Origin of the sequence: Streptomyces phytophilus (assembly GCF_013870535.1) — a bacterium.
Lineage (GTDB): Bacteria > Actinomycetota > Actinomycetes > Streptomycetales > Streptomycetaceae > Streptomyces > Streptomyces phytophilus.
This window is the reverse complement of the sequence record NZ_JACBXC010000207.1, coordinates 1-7114: the sequence shown is the minus strand read 5'-3', so window position 1 is coordinate 7114 and position 7114 is coordinate 1. Positions and strand designations below refer to the sequence as shown.

Annotated in this window: 7 protein-coding genes and 1 pseudogene; all 8 read left to right on the top strand. The window is 71.8% G+C overall.

Annotated elements, in window-relative coordinates:
* Positions 1-285, top strand: a pseudogene (locus tag H5J30_RS12600) (hypothetical protein); the annotation flags it as partial.
* A 7-nt stretch (positions 286-292) separates the two neighbouring features.
* Positions 293-829: a GNAT family N-acetyltransferase gene (locus H5J30_RS12595; RefSeq protein WP_181787526.1), complete on the top strand. Its 537-nt coding sequence runs from the start codon at positions 293-295 to the stop codon at positions 827-829.
* A 98-nt stretch (positions 830-927) separates the two neighbouring features.
* The gene (locus H5J30_RS12590) at positions 928-1239 is read left to right on the top strand and encodes a DUF4229 domain-containing protein (protein ID WP_181787525.1); all 312 of its coding nucleotides are present in this window, start codon (positions 928-930) and stop codon (positions 1237-1239) included.
* 309 nt (positions 1240-1548) lie between these two features.
* Entirely contained in the window at positions 1549-2892 is a 1344-nt protein-coding gene (locus H5J30_RS12585; protein WP_181787524.1) for a dicarboxylate/amino acid:cation symporter, read from the top strand.
* Positions 2893-3086: 194 nt separating this feature from the next.
* Positions 3087-3665: a hypothetical protein gene (locus H5J30_RS12580; protein WP_181787523.1), complete on the top strand. Its 579-nt coding sequence runs from the start codon at positions 3087-3089 to the stop codon at positions 3663-3665.
* 313 nt (positions 3666-3978) lie between these two features.
* Positions 3979-4449, top strand: a complete 471-nt coding sequence (locus H5J30_RS12575; RefSeq protein WP_181787522.1) for a GNAT family N-acetyltransferase — start codon at positions 3979-3981, stop codon at positions 4447-4449.
* A 109-nt stretch (positions 4450-4558) separates the two neighbouring features.
* A complete protein-coding gene (locus tag H5J30_RS12570; protein ID WP_181787521.1) occupies positions 4559-4954 on the top strand; it encodes a hypothetical protein in 396 nt (131 codons plus the stop codon).
* A gap of 130 nt (positions 4955-5084) precedes the next feature.
* Complete coding sequence (locus tag H5J30_RS12565) at positions 5085-7061, top strand: AMP-dependent synthetase/ligase (RefSeq protein ID WP_181787520.1); 1977 nt, start codon at positions 5085-5087, stop codon at positions 7059-7061.
* Positions 7062-7114 lie beyond the last annotated feature (53 nt).

Genomic DNA, 7114 nt, shown 5'->3' with positions numbered 1-7114 from the left:
AAGACGTTCGCGGTGGCGCGGCTGCTGCTGGACAACGTGCCGCACGTACGGGCCGCGTGGACCGCGTACGGCACACAGACGGCGCAACTCGCCCTCCAGCACGGCGCGGACGACTTCGCCCCGGCACCGGGCGCCGACGACACCCTCCCGGCCGGCGAACTCGTGGAGCTGATCCAGGACGCGGGCCTGCGCCCGGTGGAGCGTGACGGGAGTTACACCGCGGTCCGCGAGCACGAAGGACCGGACCCGGAGCGGCGCGAGGCGCCGCAGCCGATGCGCTTCTGAGGACCCCATGACCCTGCGCTACGAGCTGGACCCCGCGATCACCCCTGCCCTGCGTGACGGCATATGCACGCTCTGGGCCGACGTCAGCAACGCCGGCGGCGCCGTGGGCTTCGTACCCCCGGTGACGCCCGCGGACATCCGCCCGGAGCTGGTCAAGCACCTCGCGGCCATGGTGGAGGGCCGCACCCGCCTGATCGCCGCCCTCGACGAGACCGGCCGCCCGGCCGCCACCGCCTTCCTCACGCTCAACACCCACCGCCTGATGCGGCACTGGTGCTGGCTCTACACCGTCATGGTCCACCCCGACCGCCAGGGCACGGGCGAGGGCCGCCGCCTCATGGCCGCGGCGGCGGACGCGGCGCGCGGGCTGCCGGGGACGCCGGGGATGCGGGGGATCCGGCTGACGTGCCGGGGCGGGACGGGGATCGACACGTTCTACGCGTCCTGCGGCTACAAGGAGGTCGGCCGCGTACCCGACGCGATACGCGTCGCCGAGGACGACTACCGCGACGACATCACGATGTGGCTGCCGCTGCATACTTGAGAGGCGCCACACGCGCGTACACGCCGTATGGGCACGACCCCGCACCACCGCGCACCACCCCGACCGACGGAGCAGAGAGCAGAGAGAAGTTGTCAGCCGTGACCCCCAAGCCGAACCCCGCCGTCCGCTACACCGCCATGCGCCTCGGCGTCTTCGCCGCGTCGTTCGTGATCCTGGCCGTCCTGGTCCGGCTCGGCGCGCTCCCGGCAGGACTGGGCGACTCGAACTACCTGTGGGTCATGCTGCTGGCGATCGTCGTCTCGGCGCCGCTGAGCTTCATCCTGCTGCGCAGGCAGCGGGAGGAGATGTCGGAGCAGATCGTCGGCAAGGTGCAGAAGTCGAAGGACCGGCTGGCGGCGAACCGCAGCAGCGAGGACGACGCGGACGACGAGGCGCGCGGCGTCGCGTAGGGCGTGGGGCGGGCGTAGGGCGTGACGGCTCTCACCAAAGCCGCACTATGGGAATGTCAAAGTAGGAGTGTTAGTCTTCTCGTCATGACGACGACGGTAGCTGCGCTTCGCATGCCTACGAGCCCCCGGCTCGTGGCGCGCCTGCACGTCGATCTGTGCCGCTGCCTGTCCGCGGCATGTCAGAGCCGCCGGCCCCGCGCGCTCTGACCGGTCTACGGACCACATTCCCCAGCAGCAGCCGCGCGCCCCCGTTCCCCCGTCCCGCCACCGTGCGGACGAGGCCGGGCGCGCCCAGTCACGGAGACGCCCGTGTCCACACCCACCCCTGCCCCCACCGCGCAGCCGCGCAGCGGCTTCCGGATACCCAAGGTGCCCTTCTGGGCCCAGATCCTCGCCGGCCTCGTCCTCGGCGTGCTCCTCGGCTGGGCCGCCCGTACCGGCGACGTCGCCTGGCTGAAGGACACCCTGGACCAGATCGGCACCATCTTCGTCCAGCTGCTCAAGCTGGCGGTCGCCCCGCTGGTGTTCTTCGCCATCCTGGTGTCGGTCACCAACCTGCGGAACGTCAACAACGCCGCCCGCCTGGCGACCCGTACGCTCCTGTGGTTCTTCGCCACGTCCCTCATCGCGGTCGCCATCGGCCTGGCCATCGGCCTGATCACCAACCCCGGCAACGGCACGGACCTGTCCCCGAAGGACGGCGCCGCCCCCGAGGACAGCGGCTCGTGGATCGACTTCCTCACCGGAATCATCCCGACCGACATCATCACGCCCTTCACCGAACTCAACGTGCTGCAGATCGTCTTCCTGGCCGCGGCCGTCGGCGTCGCCGCCCTGAAGCTCGGCGAGAAGGCCGAGCCGGTCCTCGCACTCAGCGAAACGATTCTGGAGCTGCTGCAGAAGGCGCTGTGGTGGGTCATCCGCCTCGCCCCGATCGGCACCGTGGGCCTCATCGGCTTCGCGATCGCCGACTACGGCTGGAACCTGATCAGCAAGTACGCGACCTTCACCGCCGACGTCTACATCGGCTGCGCCCTGGTCCTCTTCGGCGTCTACCCGCTCCTGCTGGCCACCGTCGCCAAGGTCAACCCCGTCCAGTTCTTCCGCGGCGCCTGGCCCGCGATCCAGCTCGCCTTCGTCTCCCGCTCCTCGGTCGGCACCATGCCGGTCACCAAGAAGGTCACCGAACGCCTCGGCGTCCCGCAGGAGTACACCTCCTTCGCGGTCCCCTTCGGCGCGACGACGAAGATGGACGGCTGCGCCGCGATCTACCCGGCCCTGGCGGCCATCTTCATCGCCGAGATCTTCGACGTCAGCCTGGGCATCCAGGACTACATCCTGATCGCCTTCGTCTCGGTCATCGGCTCCGCCGCCACCGCGGGCCTCACGGGCGCCACGATCATGACCACCCTGACCCTCTCCACCCTGGGCCTGCCCCTGGAGGGCGTGGGCCTGCTGCTGGCGATCGACCCGATCCTCGACATGGCCCGCACCGCGACGAACGTCGCGGGCCAGGCGGTGATCCCGGTGCTGGTCGCGTCGCAGGAGAAGATCCTGGACCGCAACATGTACGACAACGCCACCAGCTTCGACATCAACGACCCCGACCCGGACCCGGCCGACCGAAAGGTCCCGGTCACCGCATCCGCCTGACCCACCCCAACGCGACGCCCGCACCCCGCAGTCCCGGGGCTGCGGGCGTCCGCGTACACACCCTCGTCACCCTGCTCCTTGTGGGCACCGTGGCGTGGTGTCCGGTGCACGTAGGGGTTGGTCACGTCAGGTACTGAGGTCCAGGACCCGCACTGGCCGGTCCTCCCCATCCAGCCCGTTGGTAGCCTGCCCGAGTGCTGTGGCCCTTCTCCGACGAGCAGGACTTCTGGGCGTGGGCTTACGACCCGGATGCGGAACTCGCGGAGCAGGACGAGGATCTGCTGCTGCACGATCCGGCCGGCCTGCCGCTGCTGCTGGCCGCCGCCGAGCATCCGGACTGCCCCAAGCGGGACTACTGCGCCCATGTTCTGGAGGACTACTCGCGCAGGGTCGTCGGCTGGGGTCTCGCCGACGTCTATCCGGCCTTGCGCGACACCGCCGCGCGGGCGGCTACCAGCCATGATGCACGGAGCCGCCAGTGGGAAGCGTTCGTCACGCGACTGTTCTCCTACCGTGAGCAGCGCCGTCCGGTGAACCGGGCCAGGGCTGAACAGATGACCGTCGACCTGCTGTGGGGGCCGCTCCTGGCGGCTCGCACGGCGGCGATCGGTGGCACCGCGCTGCCTGAGGTACGGATTGCGCCCAGTGGAAAGCATTGGCAGGGGGCCACGCTCGGCCCCTATCCGACGATTCTGTACATCAATCGGAAGACCGGCGGTTTCCGGCTGGCACGAGGGAAACCGCTGTCAGCCGCTGAACTCGCGCTGGTCTAGCAGGTCGGCGCCAGCCGGTCGCGTCGCAGGAGAAGATCCTGGACCGACACCGCCACCCTCCACAAGACCCGGTGGCAACAGCGGCGTGACCCAGCCGTTGCGGACCGTTCCGGCGACGGTGTGTGCCCGAGGCGCCCGGCATCAGGACATCCGGAGGACCGCCCCGTTGCAGTCGGATCTCGGGCGGCTTGCGTACCTGCTGCCCGTGTTCCTGATCGTTCTCGGGGTCGCCTTCCAGTGGCCGGGCTGCGGGTGGCCTGGCCGGACCGCCTGGTCACGGTTGTCGGGTGGTTGTCTCTGCCAGACTGCCGTGGTGATCGTCAGACTTGCTGAGGAGGGGGACTTCTCCGGGTTTCTCGCGCTTGCCGCCGGGGTCGAGGAGTGGTTCGGGCCCATGGTCGGGGAGGCCGGGTTCCACGATGCCGTGCGGGGGTGTATCCGGCGGGCGCGCGCGCTCGTTGCCGAGTCCGGCGGCGGCGTTGCCGGGGGGTTGCTGTTCGGGGGTGAGGCGCCGGTTTTTCGGGTGCACTGGCTCGTGGTCGCCGAGGACGTGCGGGGGCAGGGCGTCGGGCAGGCGCTGATGGGGGAGGCGGAGCGGCGGTTCGTGCGGGGGCGGGGGGCCGGGTGTGTGGAGGTGGTGACGTTCGGGGCCGATCATCCCGGTGCCGTCGTCGGCGGGGCCCGGGTCTTCTACGAGCGGCTGGGGTTCCGGCCCGCCGGGCCCGCCCCCGACGGGCCAGAGGGGGGTACCCGGGAGGTGTTCCGGCGGGTGGTGGGGGAGTGAGGGGGCGGGTTCGTACTCAGGCGGGGTGAGTACTTGTGCTCTGGTTCCGGGTGCGGTGGCGCGCGAGCGTGGGGGTATGCGTCCTGTGCTGCGGATCCTTCTCCTTCAAGTGCTCTCCTTCGTTCTCCTGGCCGGTGCCGTCGCCGGGGCCTGGGCCGCGTGGCTGGGGTGGGACCAGGAGCGGGACGAGTTCGGCGACGTCGAGGGCGGCCCGTACGAGGCGTGGCAGGTCGGCGGGTTGGTGCTGACGGTGCTCGTCGCCGTTGTCGCCGTCGCGTACGTGCGGCACTTCGTGCCCGCCGTGCTCGGGTCCACCACCGGGCTGACCTTCGCCTCGTTCTACGACTGGTCCGACGACGCCAGCGGGCTCTTCGCCGTCGGGGTCGCGCTGATCCTGATGGGGACCTTCGTCGGCTCCGCCCTCGTCGCCGTCGCGGTCGGGGCGCTGCGCGGGGAGCCGGGGGAGCCCGGGGCGGGGCAGCGGGTCTTCACCGCCGTCCGCTGACGGCGCAAGCGGAACCGGGGAAACCGGGTGCGGCGTCCTCTGGCGGGGTGGCCGGGTGTTCGCGAGAATGCGGCGTCCGTTGCCGCCCGGCGAGTCGTACGAAGCCGACGCGAACGTCACGGAGTCCCCCATGACGCATTCCGCACCACCGCAGCAACACCCGGCGCCACCTCCCCAGTCGCAGTACCTGAAGGAGATCAACTCCAGACTCCGCCCCGGCACCGCCGTCCCCGCGCTGCTGCCGCCCGCCGTCCGCGCCGACGCCCGCGGCGTCCGCGAGGCGGAAGTACCCCCCGCCGCCCCGCATCCCCAGCGGGGCTCCCTCGCGGACATCCCCTTCGACAACGCCGCCCACGCCCCCGACGACCCCGCGCTCGCCCGCCCGCGCGCGGACGGGACCTGGGCCGACGTCACCGCCGCCGAGTTCGCCGAGCACGTCCTCGCCGTCGCCAAGGGCCTCATCGTCTACGGGCTGCGCCCCGGCGACCGGCTCGCGATCATGTCGCGTACGACGTACGAGTGGACCCTGCTGGACTTCGCCGCCTGGGCCGCCGGCCTCATCACCGTGCCCGTCTACCCCACGTCCTCCGCCATCCAGGCCCGCCACATCCTGCACGACTCCGGCTCCATCGCCTGCGCCGTCGAGAGCGTCGACCAGGCCCGGCTCGTCAGCGGCCGGCGCCAGGACCTGCCGCACCTCGCGCACCTCTGGCAGCTCGACACCGGCATCCTCGGCCAGCTCGCCGCCGCCGGCCGCGACGTCCCCGACACCCTCGTCCGCCAGCGCCGCGCCGGCCTCGGCCCCGCCAGCGTCGCCACCGTCATCTACACCTCCGGCACCACCGGCCTGCCCAAGGGCTGCGTCCTGACCCACGGCAACTTCCTCGCCGAGGTCGACAACGCCATCGAGCTGCTCTACCCCCTCTTCACCGCCGTCAGCGAAGACCCCGCCGCCACCCTCCTCTTCCTCCCCCTCTCCCACGTCCTCGGCCGCATGACCGCCATCGGCTGCCTCCGCGCCCGCGTCAAGCTCGGCCACGCGCCCAGCATCAAGACCGGCGACCTGCTGCGCGACCTCGCGGGCTTCCGCCCGACGTTCGTCGTCGGCATCCCGTACGTCCTCGAAAAGGTCTACAACACCGGCCGCGCCACCGCCGAAGGCATCGGCCGCGCCGCCTCCTTCGACCGCGCCGCGAAGGTCGCCGTCCGCTACGCCGAGGCCGTCGAGGCCGAACTGCACGGCGAGGGCCCCGGCCCGGGGACGCGCCTGAAGGCACTGCGCAAGCTCTACGACGCCCTCGTCTACCGCCGCATCCGCGCCGCGCTCGGCGGCCGCGTCAAGTACGCGATCTGCGGCGGCTCCCCGCTCGGCCGCCGCCTCGCCGCCTTCTACGCGGGCGCCGGCGTCATGGTCTTCGAGGGGTACGGGCTCACCGAGACCACCGCCGCCGCCACCGTCACCCCGCCGCTCAAGCCCCGCTTCGGCACCGTCGGCTGGCCGCTGCCGGGCACCGGGATACGCATCGCGCACGACGGCGAGGTGCTGGTCCGCGGCGGGATCCTGTTCTCCGGCTACTGGGACGCCGCGGCCGGCGTCACCCGGCTCGACACCGACGACGGCTGGTTCGCCACCGGCGACCTCGGCGAGCTGGACGCCGACGGCTACCTGACGATCACCGGCCGCAAGAAGGACCTCATCGTCACCGCCTCCGGCAAGAACCTCGCCCCCGCGCCGCTGGAGGACCGGCTGCGGGCACACCCGCTGGTCAGCCAGTGCCTCGTCGTCGGCGACGACCGCCCGTACGTCGCCGCGCTGCTCACCCTCGACCCCGAGGGGCTCCAGCACTGGCGGATGATGCGCAAGCGCGAGTACGTCCCGGCCGCCGACCTCGTACGCGACCCGCTGCTCCGCGCCGACCTGCAGCGGGCGGTCGACGAGGCGAACGAGCTGGTCTCGCGCGCGGAGTCGGTCCGCCGGTTCGCGGTGCTGCCGGCGGACTTCACGGAGGAGGGCGGGCACGTGACGCCGTCGCTGAAGCTGAGGCGGTCGGCGATCGTACGGGACTTCGGGCACGTCATCGACGACCTGTACGCGGCCGAGAGCTGACCCCGGGCACGGCGGGCGGAGGCGGGGCGGAGGCGGGGCGGAGGCTGGGCGAC

Bases quoted from the DNA above. Each gene is read 5' to 3' on its own strand.
- H5J30_RS12595 (WP_181787526.1), top strand. From the start codon at position 293: ATGACCCTGCGCTACGAGCTGGACCCCGCGATCACCCCTGCCCTGCGT.
- H5J30_RS12565 (WP_181787520.1), top strand. From the start codon at position 5,085: ATGACGCATTCCGCACCACCGCAGCAACACCCGGCGCCACCTCCCCAG.